General features: G+C 69.2%; 15 protein-coding genes. 9 read left to right on the forward strand and 6 right to left on the reverse strand.

All coding sequences use genetic code 11. The annotated features are described in order from the left end of the window. The first annotated feature begins 9 nt into the window (after nucleotides 1–9). From nuoN to BM144_RS01810, 3 genes are all read left to right on the forward strand, one after another. Entirely contained in the window at nucleotides 10–1503 is a 1494-nt protein-coding gene (nuoN, locus tag BM144_RS01800; protein ID WP_092949203.1) for an NADH-quinone oxidoreductase subunit NuoN, read from the forward strand. A gap of 97 nt (nucleotides 1504–1600) precedes the next feature. Beyond that, complete coding sequence (locus tag BM144_RS01805; RefSeq protein WP_092949205.1) at nucleotides 1601–1906, forward strand: DUF2818 family protein; 306 nt, start codon at nucleotides 1601–1603, stop codon at nucleotides 1904–1906. A gap of 61 nt (nucleotides 1907–1967) precedes the next feature. After that, nucleotides 1968–2492, forward strand: coding sequence for a DUF1178 family protein (locus tag BM144_RS01810; RefSeq protein WP_092949207.1), 525 nt, complete (start codon nucleotides 1968–1970; stop codon nucleotides 2490–2492). Nucleotides 2493–2531: 39 nt separating this feature from the next. Here BM144_RS01810 and BM144_RS01815 read toward each other — a convergent pair whose 3' ends face one another. Beyond that, nucleotides 2532–4394: an ABC transporter transmembrane domain-containing protein gene (locus BM144_RS01815; protein ID WP_092949209.1), complete on the reverse strand. Its 1863-nt coding sequence runs from the start codon at nucleotides 4392–4394 to the stop codon at nucleotides 2532–2534. Between the two features lie 356 nt (nucleotides 4395–4750). Between BM144_RS01815 and BM144_RS01820 the strand changes: the two genes are divergently transcribed. The 6 genes from BM144_RS01820 to BM144_RS01845 all read left to right on the forward strand — a co-directional run bounded on the left by BM144_RS01820 (nucleotide 4751) and on the right by BM144_RS01845 (nucleotide 10777). After that, entirely contained in the window at nucleotides 4751–5524 is a 774-nt protein-coding gene (locus tag BM144_RS01820; RefSeq protein ID WP_092949211.1) for an ABC transporter ATP-binding protein, read from the forward strand. A gap of 1 nt (nucleotide 5525) precedes the next feature. Then, nucleotides 5526–6239, forward strand: a complete 714-nt coding sequence (locus BM144_RS01825; protein ID WP_092949213.1) for an ABC transporter ATP-binding protein — start codon at nucleotides 5526–5528, stop codon at nucleotides 6237–6239. An 85-nt stretch (nucleotides 6240–6324) separates the two neighbouring features. Further along, nucleotides 6325–7542 (forward strand): ABC transporter substrate-binding protein, encoded by a 1218-nt coding sequence (locus tag BM144_RS01830; RefSeq protein ID WP_092949215.1) that lies wholly within the window; start codon nucleotides 6325–6327, stop codon nucleotides 7540–7542. An 89-nt stretch (nucleotides 7543–7631) separates the two neighbouring features. After that, nucleotides 7632–8837: an ABC transporter substrate-binding protein gene (locus BM144_RS01835; protein ID WP_092949538.1), complete on the forward strand. Its 1206-nt coding sequence runs from the start codon at nucleotides 7632–7634 to the stop codon at nucleotides 8835–8837. Between the two features lie 50 nt (nucleotides 8838–8887). Further along, nucleotides 8888–9772: a branched-chain amino acid ABC transporter permease gene (locus BM144_RS01840; protein ID WP_092949217.1), complete on the forward strand. Its 885-nt coding sequence runs from the start codon at nucleotides 8888–8890 to the stop codon at nucleotides 9770–9772. A 24-nt stretch (nucleotides 9773–9796) separates the two neighbouring features. Beyond that, the gene (locus tag BM144_RS01845; protein ID WP_092949219.1) at nucleotides 9797–10777 is read left to right on the forward strand and encodes a branched-chain amino acid ABC transporter permease; all 981 of its coding nucleotides are present in this window, start codon (nucleotides 9797–9799) and stop codon (nucleotides 10775–10777) included. 182 nt (nucleotides 10778–10959) lie between these two features. On the opposite strand, the gene BM144_RS01850 is transcribed toward BM144_RS01845, so the two are convergent. The 5 genes from BM144_RS01850 to BM144_RS01870 form a co-directional block, all read right to left on the reverse strand. Beyond that, on the reverse strand, nucleotides 10960–12111 hold the full coding sequence (locus BM144_RS01850; RefSeq protein ID WP_175525911.1) for a lipocalin-like domain-containing protein: 1152 nt from the start codon (nucleotides 12109–12111) through the stop codon (nucleotides 10960–10962). Nucleotides 12112–12137: 26 nt separating this feature from the next. Further along, a complete protein-coding gene (locus tag BM144_RS01855; RefSeq protein ID WP_092949221.1) occupies nucleotides 12138–13223 on the reverse strand; it encodes a PLP-dependent cysteine synthase family protein in 1086 nt (361 codons plus the stop codon). A gap of 113 nt (nucleotides 13224–13336) precedes the next feature. Continuing rightward, nucleotides 13337–14413 (reverse strand): tetratricopeptide repeat-containing glycosyltransferase, encoded by a 1077-nt coding sequence (locus BM144_RS01860; protein ID WP_434802637.1) that lies wholly within the window; start codon nucleotides 14411–14413, stop codon nucleotides 13337–13339. A 69-nt stretch (nucleotides 14414–14482) separates the two neighbouring features. Continuing rightward, nucleotides 14483–15436: a collagen-like domain-containing protein gene (locus BM144_RS01865; protein WP_175525912.1), complete on the reverse strand. Its 954-nt coding sequence runs from the start codon at nucleotides 15434–15436 to the stop codon at nucleotides 14483–14485. 69 nt (nucleotides 15437–15505) lie between these two features. Next, the gene (locus BM144_RS01870; protein ID WP_092949223.1) at nucleotides 15506–16213 is read right to left on the reverse strand and encodes an IPTL-CTERM sorting domain-containing protein; all 708 of its coding nucleotides are present in this window, start codon (nucleotides 16211–16213) and stop codon (nucleotides 15506–15508) included. Between the last annotated feature and the right edge of the window lie 92 nt (nucleotides 16214–16305).

Raw genomic sequence — 16305 nt, forward strand, 5'->3', positions numbered from 1 at the left:
GAGACCGAGATGATTGACAACATCAGCTGGCTGGCGGTGTACCCGGAGATCGTTCTCCTGGTGATGGCCTGCGTGATCGCCCTGGTGGACCTGGGCGTGACGAGTCCCCGGCGCACCGGAACCTACGTGCTGACCATGCTCACGCTGGCCGTCGTGGCGGCGTTGCAGGCCATGTACGCGAGCAGCGGCAACACGTTCTACGGCTTCGGCAACATGGTGGTCAGCGATGCGATGGGCAACTGGCTCAAGTGCTTCGCCACGATCGCCGTGATGGTGACGCTGGTCTACGGCCGCCCCTATGCCGCGGACCGCGGCATGCTGCGCGGCGGCGAACTGTTCACGCTCTCGATGTTCATGCTGCTGGGCGTGTTCGTCATGATCTCGGGCAACAACTTCCTCGTGATCTACCTGGGCCTGGAACTGCTCACGCTCTCCAGCTACGCGCTCGTGGCGCTGCGCCGGGACCACACGATCGCCACCGAAGCCGCGATGAAGTATTTCGTGCTCGGCGCGATGGCCAGCGGCTTCCTGCTCTATGGCCTGTCCATGCTGTACGGCGCCACCGGCTCGCTCGACATCGGCCAGGTGTTCAAGGCCGTGAATTCCGGCCAGATCCGCCACCAGGTGCTGGTGTTCGGCCTCGTCTTCGTGGTCGCCGGCCTCGCGTTCAAGATCGGCGCCGTGCCGTTCCACATGTGGATCCCCGACGTCTACCAGGGCGCCCCCACGGCCGTGACCATCATCATCGGCAGCGCACCCAAGCTGGCCGCCTTCGCGATCATGATCCGCCTGCTGGTCGATGGCCTGCTGCCGCTCGCCATCGACTGGCAGCAGATGCTGGCCGTGCTGGCGATCGGCTCGCTGCTGGTGGGCAACCTGGCCGCCATCGCGCAGACCAACCTCAAGCGCATGCTGGCCTATTCGACCATCGCGCAGATGGGCTTCGTGCTGCTGGGCCTGCTGTCGGGCGTGGTCAACGGCAACGTGGACGCCAACGCGGTCGAGAACGCCTACAGCTCGGCGATGTTCTACATCCTGACCTACGTGCTCACCACGCTGGCCAGCTTCGGGATCATCCTGCTGCTGGCGCGCGAAGGCTTCGAGAGCGAGGAGATCTCCGACCTCGCCGGCCTGAACCAGCGCAGCCCGCTCTACGCCGGCGTGATGGCGGTGTGCCTGTTCTCGCTGGCCGGCATTCCCCCGATGGTGGGCTTCTACGCCAAGCTGGCCGTGCTGCAGGCACTCGTCGCCTCGGGCCAGGCGCTCTACATCGGCCTGGCGGTGTTCGCGGTGGTGATGTCGCTGATCGGCGCCTTCTACTACCTGCGCGTCGTGAAGGTCATGTATTTCGATGCACCGTTGACGGCCACCAGCGTGTCCGCTCCGCTCGACGTGCGGATGGTGCTCACGCTCAACGGCGCGCTCGTGCTGGTCCTGGGCCTGGTGCCGGGCGGCCTGATGGCGCTCTGCGCGGACGCCGTGGTGCGCGCCCTCGCCACCTGATGCGCCGCGCCGTGCCTGCGCCGCCATGCCGTGCCGCAGCGCAGGGCCCGGCGGGCGGCGCGGCGGTCCATCGGTTTCGCCGGATTGCGAATTCCCCGTGTCTTCTTCCGCATCCATCTGGTTGGTGATCGTGGCGGCCCTGGTGGCCGCCAATTTGCCGTTCTGCAACCAGCGCTGGCTGGTGCTGGGCCCCCGCGCGGCCGGCGCCAAGCCGCTGGCGGCGCGGCTGGGTGAGCTGGTGCTGTGCTACTTCCTGGTGGGCGGCCTGGCGCTCCTGCTGGAGAAGCGGGCAGGGCAGGTGGCGCCCCAGGGCTGGGAGTTCTACGCCGTCACGGCCGCGCTGTTCGCCACCCTGGCGTTCCCCGGCTTCGTGTACCGCTATCTGCTGCGCCGCCGCGGCTGATCCGCGGCACGCCACGCGACTTCGCACGGCAGACGGCGCCCGGGCAACAAGGCCACTCCCCATGAAAGTGCTGGACCTGCACTGCGCGCACGACCATACCTTCGAGGGATGGTTCGGTTCCGAGTCCGATTTCCAGGACCAGCTCGCGCGTGGGCTCGTCGAATGCCCCCTGTGCGGCAGCCGCACGGTGCGCAAGGCCCTGAGCGCTCCCCGCCTCAATCTGCGCGCCGGCTCCGCGCCGCCGCCCGCCACAGCAGCTTCGGAAGCGGCGCCATCTTCCAGTGGCGGGTCGGCATCGGCATCGGCATCGGCATCGGCAAGTCCCGCGCCCGCCGGGTCCGGAATGGCCCCGTCTTCGAGGGCGCTGCAGGCGGCCTGGCTGCAGATGGCCCGCCACGTGATGGCCCATACCGAGGACGTGGGCCGCGGCTTCGCGCAGGAGGCGCGGCGCATCCACCACGGCGAGGCCGAGGAGCGCCCCATCCGCGGGCAGGCCAGCCCGAAGGAGACCGCTCAGCTGCTGGACGAGGGCATCGCCGTCCTGCCGCTGCCCCTGCCGGTCGCCGCCAAGGAAACGCTGCAGTAGCACCGGCAGCGCCCTCCCGGGGAGCGCGTACGCCCGCTTTCAGGCCGTGAACTGCAGGGCTGCCAGCCGCGCGTAAGGGCCGTTCTGCAGCAGCAGGTCGGCATGCCGGCCCTGTTCCACCACGCGGCCGTGTTCCAGCACGACGATGCGGTCCGCGTTCTGGACCGTGGCCAGCCGGTGCGCGATGACCAGGGTGGTGCGGCGCCGGCCGTGCGACTGCAGTGCGGCGTCGAGCGCGGCCTGCACCATGCGTTCGCTTTCCGCATCCAGCGCGCTGGTGGCTTCGTCGAGCAGCAGCAGCGGAGCGTCCTTCAGCAGCGCGCGGGCGATGGCGATGCGCTGCCGCTGGCCCCCCGACAGCCGCACCCCGCGCTCCCCGAGGAAGGTGCCATAGCCCTCCGGCAGCGCGGCGATGAAATCGTGGGCGAAGGCCGATCGCGCTGCCGCCTCCACCTGCGCGTCGCTCGCGTCCGGGCGGCCATAGCGGATGTTCTCGCGCGCCGAGGCGGAGAAGATCACCGCGTCCTGCGGCACGACAGCGATGCGGGCACGGAAATCCTCCAGCGCCAGATCTCGCAGGTCCACGCCGCCCAGCCGGATGCTGCCTGCGTGCGGCGTGGGCCCGTCCGCATGGCGCCCGCCGCTGCCATCCACGTCGTAGAAGCGCTGCAGCAGTTGGAAGACGGTGGTCTTTCCAGCGCCGCTCGCGCCGACCAGCGCCACCGTTTCGCCCGCGGCGATGTGCAGGTCGAAGTCGCGCAGCGCGGGTTGCGTGGGGCGGGACGGGTAATGGAAATGCACCTGCTCGAAATCCACCCCCAGCCCCTCGGCGTCGGGCGGCAGCACCGCCGGTACCGCAGGTGACTGGATCGGCGAATGCGCCGCCAGCAGCTCCATGAGCCGCTCGGTGGCGCCCGCGGCGCGCAGCAGGTCGCCGTACACCTCGCCCAGCACGGCGACGGCCCCGGCCAGCAGCATGACGTAGATGACGGTCTCGCCCAGTTGGCCGGCCGACATGTCCCCGGCCAGCACGGCCTGCGTGCCGCGGTACAGGCCCCAGAGCAGCAGCGCGGCATTGGCGACGATCACGAAGGCCACCAGCGCCGCGCGCGCCCGGCTGCGCCGCACCGCCGCATCGAAGGCGTGGGCCGTGGCGGACTCGAAGCGGCGGCTCTCGCGCGTCTCGGCCGTGTGGCTCTGGACCACGGGCACGGCGTTCAGCACCTCGCCTGCGAGCGCGCTCGCGTCGGCCACGCGGTCTTGGCTGTCGCGCGAGAGGCGGCGCACGCGCCGGCCGATCCAGGCCGTGGGCGCCACCACGAGCACGATGCCCAGCAGCACCACGGCCATCAGGCGCGGGTGGCTCCAGACCAGCATGCCCAGAGCACCGATGCCCATCACCGCATTGCGCAGCCCCATCGAGAGGGACGAGCCGACCACGGTCTGCACGAGGGTGGTGTCGGTGGTCAGGCGCGAGAGCACCTCACCGGTCTGCGTGGTCTCGAAGAATTCGGGGCTCTGGCGCAGCACGTGCGCATACACGGCGTTGCGCAGGTCGGCCGTCACGCGTTCGCCCAGCCAGCTGACGAGGTAGAACCGCGCCGCCGAGAAGACGCCCAGCGCCACCGCCACGGCGAACAGCAGCCCGAAGTGCTCCCGCAGCGCCAGCGCCTGGGCGCCGCGGTCTCCGGGAACCAGGCCGCCGTCGATGAGGCCGCGCAGCGCCATCGGAAACGCGAGCGTGGCGGCCGCCGCCAGCACGAGAAAGACCAGCGCGATGGCGATGCGCCCCGCGTAGGGCCGCAGGAACGGCAGCAGCCCGGCCAGGGCGCGTGGTGGCGGGCGGGAGGGATTTCCCGGGGGGAGGGACGGCGGGCGGGGAGAGGGGGTGGAATCGGGCATGGTTCGGGCCAGTGTAGGAGCGGCCCGGCCTGCGCGCCATGGCAGGGGGAATTGCCAGGCAATATGCTATTGTTTTAATAGCAAAAAACCCAATGGATACGGCGGCATGGAGGTGTTCCGGCTCCAATTTGGTTCCGGGCGCACCGCGGCGCCGGCAACGCGGCGCTGCGCGGTGGCGCGGGACCGCGGGAGGCCCCTCGGGGGTGTCTCCTTAGGCGTTTATACATAGGCATTTGTCCCAGTTACTGGGCGCAGGGGGGGCGGCATACGATGCGTCGCAACCCCAGGCCCCAGGCGCCTGCCGCCCCTTCCCGGGGCGGTGCGCCGCGGCCCATCACGGAGCGGCTGCCTGCCCCATGAGCGACGACGTCATTCTCGAGACCCGCCACCTCACCAAGGAATTCAAGGGCTTCACCGCGGTGAGCGATGTGAACCTGGCCGTGCGCCGTGGCTCCATCCACGCGCTGATCGGCCCCAACGGCGCAGGCAAGACCACCTGCTTCAACCTGCTCACGAAATTCCTCGTGCCCACCTCGGGCACGATCACCTTCAACGGCGCGGACATCACCCGCGAAGCGCCTGCGCAGATCGCACGGCGCGGCGTGATCCGTTCGTTCCAGATCTCGGCCGTGTTCCCGCACCTCACGCTGCTGGAGAACGTGCGGCTCGGGCTGCAGCGCCGGCTGGGCACTTCGTTCCACTTCTGGCGCAGCGAGAGCACCTTGCGCCAGCTCGATGGCCGGGCGCGCGAACTGCTGGCCGAGGTGGGCCTGGGCGACCTGGCCGACGAGGTCACGGTGAACCTGCCCTACGGCCGCAAGCGCGCGCTGGAGATCGCCACCACGCTGGCCATGGACCCCGAACTGATGCTGCTGGACGAGCCCACGCAGGGCATGGGCCATGAGGACGTGGACCGCGTCACCCAGCTCATCAAGAAAGTATCTGCCGGCCGCACCATCCTCATGGTCGAACACAACATGAAGGTCATCTCCACCATCGCCGACCGCATCACGGTGCTGCAGCGCGGCGCCGTGCTGGCCGAGGGGCCCTACGAGGAGGTCTCGCGCAACCCGCAGGTCATGGAAGCCTACATGGGCACTACCGACGGCCAACTGCAGGGGGGGCACTGACATGGCATCCGCCCCCGCACTCGAAATCCGCGGCCTGGAGGCCTGGTACGGCGAATCGCACGTCCTGCACGGCGTGGACATGGTCGTGCAGCCCGGCGAGGTGGTTACGCTGCTGGGCCGCAACGGCGCGGGCCGCACGTCCACGCTGCGCGCCGTGATGGGTCTGACCGGCGCCCGCAAGGGCTCGGTGAAGATCAACGGGCAGGAAACCATCCAGATGCCCACGCACCGCATCGCCCACCTGGGCCTGGGCTACTGCCCGGAAGAGCGCGGCATCTTCTCCAGCCTGTCGTGCGAAGAGAACCTGCTGCTGCCGCCCGTGCTCAAGACCGGCCGCGCCGGCATGCCGGTGGAAGAGATCTACGCGATGTTCCCCAACCTCGCCGAGCGCCGCCACAGCCAGGGCACGCGCCTGTCGGGCGGCGAGCAGCAGATGCTGGCCGTGGCCCGCATCCTGCGAACGGGCGCGCAGCTGCTCCTGCTCGACGAGATCTCGGAAGGGCTCGCGCCCGTCATCGTGCAGGCCCTCGCGCGCATGATCACCACGCTGCGCCAGAAGGGCTACACCGTGGTCATGGTGGAGCAGAACTTCCGCTTCGCCGCGCCGCTGGCCGACCGCTTCTACGTGATGGAGCACGGCCGCATCGCGCTGCAGTTCGGTGCCGCGGAGCTGGAAGCCCGCATGCCCGTGCTGAACGAATTGCTGGGCGTGTGAGCCGCCGCAGCGGGCGCCCGCCCGCTGCGGCCCGCATGCCGCGGCCCTGTGTTCCCCCCGACATCCCAGCCAAGGAGACGACGACATGAAGAAACAACAACGGACGGCCCCCCTCAAGACCCTCGCGGTGGCGCTCGGCCTGGCGGGGCTCTGCGCCTCGGCGGCGGTGCAGGCGCAGGACGGCAAGGTGAAGATCGGCTTCATCACCGACATGTCGAGCCTCTATGCCGACGTGGAAGGCAAGAACGGCGCGGTGGCGATCCAGATGGCGATCGACGACTTCGGCGGCAAGGTGCTCGGCATGCCGATCGAACTGGTGACGGCCGACCACCAGAACAAGGCGGACATCGCCGCCTCGAAGGCGCGCGAGTGGATCGATACGCAGGGCCTGACGATGCTGTTCGGCGGCACCAACTCGGGCACGGGCCTCGCCATGGCCAAGGTGGCGCAAGAGAAGAAGCGCGTCTTCGTGGTGAACGGTGCCGGCACCTCGGCACTGACCAATGAGCAGTGCAGCCCCTACACCGTGCACTACGCCTACGACACCGTGGCGCTGGCCAAGGGCACGGGCGGCGCCGTGGTGCAGCAGGGCGGCAAGGACTGGTTCTTCCTCACGGCCGACTACGCGTTCGGGGCCGCGCTGGAGGCCGACACCGCCAAGGTCGTGAAAGAAAAGGGCGGCAAGGTGGTGGGCAGCGTGAAGCACCCGCTCAACGCCTCCGACTTCTCCTCGTTCCTGCTGCAGGCGCAGAACTCCAAGGCGCAGATCCTGGGCCTGGCCAATGCGGGTGGCGACACCATCAACGCGATCAAGGCCGCGCGGGAATTCGGCATCAACAAGAGCATGAAGATGGCCGGCCTGCTGGTGTTCCTCACCGACATCCACAGCCTGGGCCTGAAGAACACCGAAGGCCTGCTGCTCACCACGAGCTGGGACTGGAACCTCGACGACAAGACGCGCGCCTTCGGCCGCAAGTTCTTCGCCAAGACCAAGCGCATGCCCACCGACATCCAGGCGGCCGACTACTCGGCCACCATGACTTACCTCAAGGCCGTGGAGGCCGCCAAGAGCACGGATGCCGACAAGGTGATGGAGAAGCTCAAGTCCACGCCCATCGACGATTTCTACGCCAAGGGCAGCATCCGCCCGGACGGCCGGTTCGCGCACGACATGTACCTCGTGCAGGTCAAGGCGCCCGCCGAGTCGAAGGAGCCCTGGGACTACTACAAGGTGGTCGCCAAGCTGCCCGCCGACCAGGTCTGGACCACCAAGGCCGAAAGCAAGTGCGCGCTCTGGAAGTGAGCGCTCCGGAAGTGGGCGGGGGCTGAACCGGCCCCTCCCGCTTTCCTTCCCCCGCGATGGACGAACGACAACACCAGGAGACAAGCACCATGGCACCAGGAATCACGAAACTCGCGCTCGCCCTCGGCGCTGCAGGACTCTGCGCGGCCTCGGCCGTGCACGCGCAGCAGGACGCCCCCGTGAAGATCGGCTTCATCACCGACATGTCGAGCCTCTATGCCGACGTGGAAGGCAAGAACGGCGTGGTGGCGATCCAGATGGCGATCGACGACTTCGGCGGCAAGGTGCTGGGCCGCCCGATCGAGCTGCTCACGGCCGACCACCAGAACAAGGCCGACATCGCGGCCTCCAAGGCGCGCGAATGGATCGACACGCAGGGCCTGACCATGGTCTTCGGCGGCACCAACTCCGGCACGGCGCTCGCCATGGCCAAGGTGGCACAGGAAAAGAAGCGCGTGTTCATCAACAACGGCGCGGCCACCTCGGCGCTCACCAACGAGCAGTGCAGCCCCTACACGGTGCACTACGCCTACGACACCGTGGCGCTCGCCAAGGGCACGGGCGCGGCCGTGGTGGACGGCGGCGGCAAGAGCTGGTTCTTCCTGACGGCCGACTATGCCTTCGGCCACGCGCTGGAAGCCGACACGAGCGCCGTGGTCAAGGCCAAGGGCGGCACGGTGGTGGGCGCGGTGCGCCATCCGCTCAACGCCTCGGACTTCTCCTCGTTCCTGCTGCAGGCGCAGAACTCCAAGGCGCAGGTGCTGGGCCTCGCGAACGCGGGCGGCGACACGATCAACTCGATCAAGGCCGCCAAGGAATTCGGCATCGGCAAGAACATGAAGCTCGCCGGCCTGCTCATCTTCTTCAGCGACATCCACAGCCTGGGCCTCAAGACCACCGAAGGCCTGCAGTTCACCACCAGCTGGTACTGGGACCTGAACGACGAGACGCGCAAGTTCGCCGACCGCTTCATGGAAAAGACCAAGCGGCGCCCCACCGAGATCCAGGCGGCCGACTACTCCGCCACCATGAACTACCTCAAGGCCGTGGAAGCCGCCAAGAGCATCGAGGCCGACAAGGTGATGGAGACCTGGCGCGGCATGAAGATGGACGACTTCTTCAACAGCGGCACGCTGCGCCCCGACGGCCGCTACGTCCACGACATGTACCTCATGCAGGTCAAGACGCCCGCCGAATCCAAGGGCACCTGGGACTACTACAAGCTCGTGAAGAAGCTGCCCGGCGACCAGGTGTTCGCGACCAAGGCCGAGAGCAAGTGCGCGCTCTGGAAGTGATCCGGGCCGCCTGAGCCTTCTCCAAACCCCGCCATCCACGCCACCATCCCATGGAAATCTTCGGTGTCTCCCTGCCGGCCCTGCTGAGCCAGCTCCTGCTGGGGCTGGTCAACGGCTCGTTCTACGCCATCCTCAGCCTGGGGCTGGCGGTGATCTTCGGCCTGCTCAACGTCATCAACTTCGCGCACGGCGCGCTGTTCATGCTGGGGGCGCTGCTCACGTGGATGGCCGGGTCCTACTTCGGCATCAACTACTGGGTGATGCTCGTCGCGGCGCCGCTCGTGGTGGGCGCGTTCGGCGTGCTCATCGAGCGGCTGCTGCTGCGCTGGATCTACAAGCTCGACCACCTCTACGGGCTGCTGCTCACGCTGGGGCTCACGCTGCTGATCGAGGGCGTGTTCCGCTCGATCTACGGCGTCTCCGGACTGGGCTACGACACGCCCGAGCTGCTGGAGGGCGCGACCAGCCTGGGCTTCATGATCATGCCCAACTACCGGGCCTGGGTGGTGGTGGCTTCCATCGTCGTGTGCCTGAGCACCTGGTTCGTCATCGAGAAGACCAAGCTGGGCGCCTACCTGCGCGCCGGCACCGAGAACCCCCGTCTGGTGGAGGCCTTCGGCATCAACGTGCCGGTGATGATCACGCTCACCTATGCGTTCGGCGCGGCGCTCGCGGCCTTCGCGGGCGTGCTGGCGGCGCCGGTCTACCAGGTGACGCCGCTCATGGGCCAGAACCTCATCATCGTGGTCTTCGCGGTGGTGGTGATCGGCGGCATGGGCTCCATCATGGGCTCCATCCTCACGGGCCTGGGCCTGGGGGTCGTCGAAGGTTTCACGAAGGTGTTCTACCCCGAGGCTTCCTCCACCGTGGTGTTCGTCATCATGGTGATCGTGCTGCTGATCCGCCCTGCCGGCCTGTTCGGCAAGGAAAAATAACAACGACAGGAAGCGGCTGCGCACATGAACCACAAAACCCTCGCCACCTTCGGCTATGGCCTGCTGCTGCTGGGCCTGCTGGCCGCGCCGTTCCTCGGCGCCTATCCCGTCTTCGTGATGAAGCTGCTGTGCTTCGCCCTGTTCGCCTCGGCGTTCAACCTGCTCCTGGGCTATACCGGGCTGCTGTCCTTCGGGCATGCGGCCTTCCTCGGCGGCGCGGCGTATGTCACGGGCCATGCGATCAAGGTCTGGGGGCTCACGCCCGAAGTCGGCCTGCTGCTGGGCACGGCCGGCGGCGCGCTGCTGGGCCTGCTGTTCGGCTGGCTCGCCATCCGGCGGCAGGGCATCTACTTCTCGATGATCACGCTGGCGCTCGCGCAGATGCTGTTCTTCGCCTGCCTGCAGGCGCCCTTCACGGGCGGCGAGGACGGCCTGCAGGGCGTGCCGCGCGGCAAGCTGTTCGGCGTGCTCGACCTCTCCAGCGATCTGGCGATGTATTACGTGGCGCTCGCCGTGGTGGTGGTGGCCTTCCTGGTCATCGTGCGCACCATCCATTCGCCCTTCGGCCAGGTGCTCAAGGGCATCAAGGAAAACGAGCCGCGCGCCATTTCGCTGGGCTACGACACGCAGCGCTTCAAGCTGCTGGCCTTCGTCATCTCGGCGGCCATCGCCGGGCTGGCAGGCTCGCTCAAGACGCTGGTGCTCGGCTTCGCCACGCTGTCGGACGTGCACTGGACGGCGTCGGGGCAGGTGATCCTGATGACCCTCGTGGGCGGGCTGGGCACGCTCTCGGGGCCGCTCGTGGGATCGGCGGTCGTCGTACTGCTGGAGAACAAGATCGGCGAATTCGGCAACCTGCTGGCCTCGCTCACGGGCGTGGACTGGTTCCGCACGCTGGGCGAGTCGGTGACCATCGTCACCGGCCTGATCTTCGTGGTGTGCGTGCTGGCCTTCCGCCGCGGGATCATGGGCGAGATCCTGGCGAGAATTAGGAAAACCCCCTGAGTCGCCTTCTGCGCCTTCCCCCAAGGGGGACGACGCCGGTGGCCCGGCAAAGCCGGTTCCACGGCGTCTGCTGGCGTGGCCTGCTCCGCGGCCATCTGATTGGTGCGGCTCTGATTATTCAAAGGCCGTGAACAGGGCTTGCATCTGATGGCCCAAGAGGTCCGGGTTTTTCACAGGCCGCATCACAGGCGCAGCGCGCCCGCGTAGCCGGTGAGTTCCAGATAGCCGCGTCCCACTTCGCCTCCGGAGGCGTCGCGCAGCGTGCTGAGGCCTTCCCAGTAGATCGCGCCGGTGGAGCCGCGGCTGTCCAGTTCCTGGTCGTCGACCAGGGCATCGACCTCGAATCGGCCGGCGGGTGTGTCGATGCGCCAGGCGACGGGGTAGCGCGTGCCGGTGCGCGGGCTGGTCCAGTGGCGCAGGGGCGTGAAGGCCATGGCTTCGGCCTGCTCGAAGACCTGCAGCGCGGCGTTCGCGCCCGCGCGGAACGAACCGCTGGCCCAGAGCGTGCTGCCGTCCTGGCGGCGCAGCCGGAAGGCGGTGAGGGCGCCGCCGCCATCGAGGTTCATGCCGATCCAGTCCCAGCCCACGGCCTCGGGGTGCATCAGGGCCTCGCTCCATTCGTGGTCGAGCCAGGCGCGCGCCGCGGGGCCGCCGGTGGCGCCGGGCGGCGCGATGGCGATGCGGCGGCCCGGCAGGGTGATGGTGCCGCGCACCTCCAGCTGGGGCTGGCTGTAGTAGTAGCTCGCCTGCTCCGGCTGCGGGCCCTTGCGCGACAGGCCTTGCCGGCCCTGCAGGATGGGAGGCTGGGTGGTATCGAACTGCAGGTCGAGGCTGAACGGACCGGCCGGAATGCGGGCTGTGTAGCGGCCGCCGCCCGCATGCGCCGTGGCTTCCCGCACCAGCGACCAGTCACTGATGTGGACGGCCGTGTCGGCTTCTTCCGCCTGCGCGATGCCGAAGCCCGCGCGGGCGATGCGCTGGTCGTGCAGCAGCGCGCGGCCCCGTACGTCGGTCACGGCCGCATGCGCGAACAGCAGCTGCCGGACCGCGAACGCCGAGCGCAGCGTGCGGGTCTCGTCCACGCGCGAGCGGAAGAAGGTGACCTGGAACCCCCAGTCCTGCCCGTTCGCATGCGCATGGCCGGTGATGTACCACCACTCGGTGCGCTGCTCCGGGTGGCTGCCGTGGTCGCGCGGAAAGCGCAGGGCCCGCGCGGGCAATGCGCTGGCAGGCTGCGGCCATGCCCCGCCGGAGGCCGCGGCCGCGCTTCCGAGCGCGGCGGCCAGCCATGCGCGCCGCGTGGCATGGGTCGGCAGGGGCGGCGGCGATGGCATGGAGCGGGCCCGTGCGGCACGGCCGGTCAGCCGTTCATGCTGGCATGGATGCCGGCCCGGGCCGCGCCGCAGTCGCCGATGGTGCCGGCCACCCAGGCGTCGTCGAAGTACGTGGGCAGGTAGCGTTCGCCGGAATCGCACAGCAGCGACAGCAGGGAGCCCTGTTCTCCGCGCTGCCGCATGGCGCTCGCCAGGCGCAGCATCGCCACGAAGTTGGTGCCCGTGGACGGGCCCACGCGCCGCCCGAGCAACTGCGACAGCACCTGCATCGCCGCCACGGATTCGGTGTCGGCCACTTCCTCCATGCGGTCCACCAGCGTGCGGATGAAGCTCGGCTCCACGCGGGGGCGGCCGATGCCTTCGATGCGCGAGCCCGGCGCCGTGAGGGCCGCGTTGCCCGTGCGGTGGTAGGCGCTGAACACCGAGCCCGCCGGGTCGGCCACGCAGATCTGCGTGGCGTGCTGCTGGTAGCGGATATAGCGGCCGACGGTGGCGCTGGTGCCCCCCGTCCCGGCGCCCACCACGATCCAGCGCGGCACCGGATGGCGCTCGCGCTGCATCTGCAGGTACATGCTCTCGGCGATGTTGTTGTTGCCGCGCCAGTCGGTCGCGCGCTCCGCGTAGGTGAACTGGTCCATGTAGTGGCCGCCCGTCTCCGCGGCGATGGTGCGTGCCGCGTCGTAGACCAGGGCCGCGCTGTCCACGAAATGGCAGCGCCCGCCGTGGAACTCGATCAGTGCCACCTTCTCCGCCGAGGTGCTGCGCGGCATCACGGCCACGAACGGCAGGCCCAGCAGCCGCGCGAAATACGCTTCGCTCACGGCCGTGGAGCCGCTGGACGCCTCGACGATGGTGGCGCCTTCCTGCACCCACCCGTTGCACAGCGCATAGAGGAACAGCGACCGGGCCAGGCGGTGCTTGAGGCTGCCGGTCGGGTGGGTGGATTCGTCCTTGAGGTAGAGGTCGATGCCGTGCGCCGCATAGGCGGGCAGGTTGAGGGGGATCAGGTGCGTATCGGCGCTGCGCTGGTAGTCGGCTTCGATGCGGGCGATGGCGTTGTGCAGCCAGCCGCCGCCGGTCGCGCCCAGGCCGTGGGAAGGAGATGCGGTCATCCGGCGAGTATCGCAGCGCCGGTGCGGTTGCAGGCCGGTCGAAGGCCCGCAGCGGGGGCCCGGAGTTCAGGGCCAGGGGGAGCTGGCACGGGCGTGGCCCGGCAGTGCGATGGCTACAGGCCGAAGAACGGCCCGTTGGTCTCGATGCGCGCGGCCTCGGAGGCCGGGTAGTGGCGCTCCTTCAGCAGCGTGCGCAGCGCCTCGCGGCCCTGGTCCAGCGCGTTGGCGTAGAAGGCGCTCACCGTCAGCTCGTCGAGCGCGCGCCATGCATACACGGCGGCATCCACGAACAGGATGTCGGCGGGCCGCGGAATGCGCACCGCCTGTTGGGCGTAGAGGTGTGCCAGGGCGAACTCCGACCGCAGCCGGTGGTAGCGCGCGAGTTCGCAGAGCGGCTCCGCGCGCGAGGGGCGCTGCGTATAGGCCGCCAGGTAGGCTTCGCGCACTTCCGGTGCGGAGCTGCCCAGGCGCTCGGTGAGGGCGGCGACCTGGAACACGGCGTACCAGCATTCCTCGTCCCAGCCGCCCATCGCCGCGCGGCGCCGATAGGCTTCGCGCGACTCTTCCAGGCGGCCGGCGTCGCGCAGGCTCTGTGCCAGGTAGAACGCGTAGCGCGTGTTGCCGGGTTCGTCCCGCAGGGCCTGTTCGAGCAGCGCGATGTCGCGCTGGTAGGTCAGCGGGTCGCGCGCGCGTGCACCGTCGTGCGATACGTCGATGAGCACCTGGGGCAGCGATGCCCAGGGCCCGTGCGCGGGGGCGGTGAGGTATTCATGCAGCACGCCTGCCCAGCGCCAGGCGACGCGCGTGGCCACCATGCTGTTGCGCTGGTACTCGCAGTCGTTCATGCGGCAGGAGAACAGATACCCGTCCGCTGCGAGTTCGGGCCAGGCGAAGCCCTGCGGCACGCGCAGCTGCTCGTCGGCATCGATGAAAAGCAGGTAATCCGCCTGCGGGCGGGCCAGTTCCAGCGCCTCGTTGCGGTTGTGCGCGAAATTCTTCCAGGGCCGCTCGTGCAGGCTGCCCGGCACGTCCTGCAGGAAGTCGCGGACCACCTGCTGCGTGCCGTCCGTGGAGCCCGTGTCCACGATCACCCAGTGGTCGATGAGGGACCGCACGGAAGCGAGGCACCGGGCGATGACCGGTGCCTCGTTCTTCACGATCATGTTGAGGCAGATGCGGGGGCGGCTCACGGCGGTCAGGAGTGCAGGTGCCGGATCATCATCGCGCCAGGGCAGGGTACGCCCCGGCGCTGCAGGCTGTCACTGGCAGTAGGCTTCTGCCCTGACGCTGTCTGTCGTGTTGCAGTTGTATTTGCACGACCATTGGGTCGCGGACGCGCGGTGCGACGACGCCACGAAGTTCAGGAAGCTGTTCGAGAAGCACCCGCCGGAGACCAGGCTGCCGGAGCTGCAGGTCGCCGTCAGGTTTTCTTCGCCGCTGCCGCCGTTGCAGTTCGTCGTGGCGGAGGTATTGACCGTCAGCGATCCCACGCTGCCCGTCGCACCGGTGGCGCCCGTGGAGCCGGTCGGGCCGGTGGCTCCGGTCGGGCCCGTCGCGCCGGTCACTCCGGTGGCGCCCGTCGCGCCGGTCACGCCCTGGATGCCCTGCACACCCTGGGTGCCCGTGGGGCCGGTGGCGCCCGTCACTCCGGTGGAGCCGGTCGGGCCGGTGGCGCCCGTCGCTCCGGTCGTGCCCGTGGCGCCGGTCGGCCCCGTCGGGCCCGTGGCGCCGGTCGCACCCGTGACGCCGGTCAGGCCGGTCACACCCGTCGCGCCCGTGGCGCCGGTTCCGCTGGCCCCCGTGGGACCGGTCGCGCCCGTGGCGCCTGTGGCACCCGTGGCGCCCGTCACCCCGATGGCGCCCGTCGCGCCGGTGACGCCGGTCGGCCCGGTCGCACCCGTGGCGCCGGTCGCTTCCGTCGCGCCGGTGGCACCGTTGCCCAGGCCCGGAGCGCACTTCGTCAGCTGGCCGGTGGCGCTGTCATAGCAGGCCAGGTTGTTGCTGTTGGCCGTGGAGGGCAGGCCCGGAATGTAGACCTCGCCGGTGCCTTGCACACGCATGCGCTCCTGGCCTCCGGATCCCTTGATGACGAAACCCCCGCCCGCCGGCGGCGTGACGGTGATGTCCGCGGCCAGCACGCCGGCGGCGTGCAGGGCGAGAACGGAACTCAGCGCGGGGATGGCCCAGTGGCGGCTCAGACGGATCTTGGACATGGCAAACCCTCTCTCTTTTCTGGTCGGTGTGATGAATGTTGCAGGCCGCTGGGTGCGGCCCGGGTTGGATCAGCCGCGGCGGCGGGTGTGGGCCGCCAGTTCGCGCCGCTTCCAGAACATCGTTCCGGCCATCAGCAGCGACAGCAGCATGAGGCCGTACTCGCTCAGCGTGGGGATCGAGGTCAGCGCAGGTGCTGCCGCGCCGATCTGCACCGTGGGCGGAACCGAGGCGAAGTTGCGCACGACGGTGGCCGCGGGGCCGAGGTTGATCACGGCGGTGCCGCTGGCGGACACCAGTTGCACCGGCTGGCCGGCCGTGCCCTGCAAGGTGAGCGTGCCCAGCACGGTGATGTTCGCGCCTTGCGGCAGCACGAAGGTGCGCCCGGTGGTGCTTTGCAGCACGAGGTTCTGCACGACGATGGTGCCGCTCAGCTGGGAGGTATTGCCGGGATCGCAGCCGTCGCGCAGCACCAGCGTGTTGTTGCCCGTGTTCAGCGTGCCTGCGGCGACGACATCGCCGCCCACGGAGATCGTGCCGCCCGAGCCGGTCACGTTGGAGCCGGAACCGAAGGTGGCGGTGGAGTCCACCGACAGCGTGCCCCCGGTGAGGTTCAAGGTGCCCTGCATGTCGAGTGCCGTGCAGGCGATGTCCACGGCGCCGCCGGGAGGAACGTCGAGCGAGCCGCCCGGAGGCACGACCCATTGCGCGGCCGCCGGCGCGCAGAGAGTCAGGGCCAGCGTTGCGCCGGCCAGCCAGCGCAGGGAATGTCGAACCATGGGAAACCTCCTCTTCCGTCCACGGCCTCTGGAAGGGCCCGGTCCGGCGATGTGTTGAATGGATTGCAGCGACAGGCGTTCAGGGAAAAAAC

The organism is Paracidovorax konjaci (genome assembly GCF_900112675.1).
In the GTDB taxonomy this organism is placed as follows: Bacteria; Pseudomonadota; Gammaproteobacteria; order Burkholderiales; family Burkholderiaceae_C; genus Paracidovorax; species Paracidovorax konjaci.